We start from the raw sequence: 1,002 nt of genomic DNA on the forward strand, positions 1-1,002 counted from the left end.
CTAGGACTTGTCCGGGCGATCAAGTTCGCAGCCAGATGACCAGGGCTGCTGCTGTGGCGGTGCCGAGGAAGACGTACCCGCGTTTGTCGTAGCGGGTGGCGACTGCCCGGGACTGCTTCAGACGGTTGATCGTCCGCTCGACCGTGTTGCGTTTCTTGTAGCGGTCTTCGTCGAAGTCGGGTGGTCGTCCGCCGCGTGAGCCTTTTCGCAGGCGGGCGGCCTGGCTGTCGGTCTTCTCGGGGATCGTGTGGCGGATGCCCCGTCGTCGCAGGTACTCGCGGCAGGGCCCGTTGCTGTAGGCCTTGTCGGCCGCCAGGCTGTCGGGCTTCTTGCGCGGCCTGCCCGGACCGGTCCGGGGGATGCGGATCTTCTCCAGCACGTGCTTGAACTGGGTGCAGTCCGCCCTCTGCCCGCCGGTGACCACCAGGGACAACGGGCGGCAGCGACCGTCCGCGCTCAGGTGGAGCTTGCTGGTGAACCCACCCCGCGAACGGCCCAGGCCCTCATCTCCAGCACCACCTCCACCAGGCGGGCCACCAGGCTCTGCCACGGCGTTTCGCCCTGGTGTTCCACCTCTTCGGCCCCCTTTGGCGTCGTCGGCGGCCCGGTCCGAGCGCCGGCCGCGTGCTGATGGGCACGCACGATGGTGGAATCCACCGCGATGTCCCAGTCGATCTCACCTGCCGCGTCGGCCGCGGCCTGGACCTGCTGGAGCAGACGCTCCCACGTCCCGTCGGCCGACCACAGCCGGTGGCGTTCATAGACCGTCTTCCACGGCCCGAACCGTTCGGGCAGGTCGCGCCACTGAACACCGGTCCGAACCCGGTGCAGAATCCCGTCGATCACCTGCCGGTGGTCCCGCCACCTGCCACAACGCCTGTTGCTGACCGGCAGGAACGGCCGCAGCCGTTCCCACTCGGCATCCGTCAGATCTCCCCGCCCCATGTCCACATCAACGACACCACTGCGAAGTAGTCACATGATCGGCCGGACAAGTCCTAG

1 protein-coding gene is annotated in these 1,002 nt (G+C 68.0%); it reads right to left on the reverse strand.

The window, feature by feature from the left end; all coding sequences use genetic code 11:
- Positions 1–19: 19 nt before the first annotated feature.
- Positions 20–945 (reverse strand): IS5 family transposase gene (locus tag AB0G56_RS42215; protein WP_360981692.1). Its coding sequence is split into 2 segments (ribosomal slippage): positions 20–595 and positions 598–945, totalling 924 coding nucleotides; the frame shifts between segments, so codons are not numbered across the junction.
- Positions 946–1,002 lie beyond the last annotated feature (57 nt).

This window comes from Streptomyces sp. NPDC021356, assembly GCF_040641015.1.
In the GTDB taxonomy this organism is placed as follows: domain Bacteria; phylum Actinomycetota; class Actinomycetes; order Streptomycetales; family Streptomycetaceae; genus Streptomyces.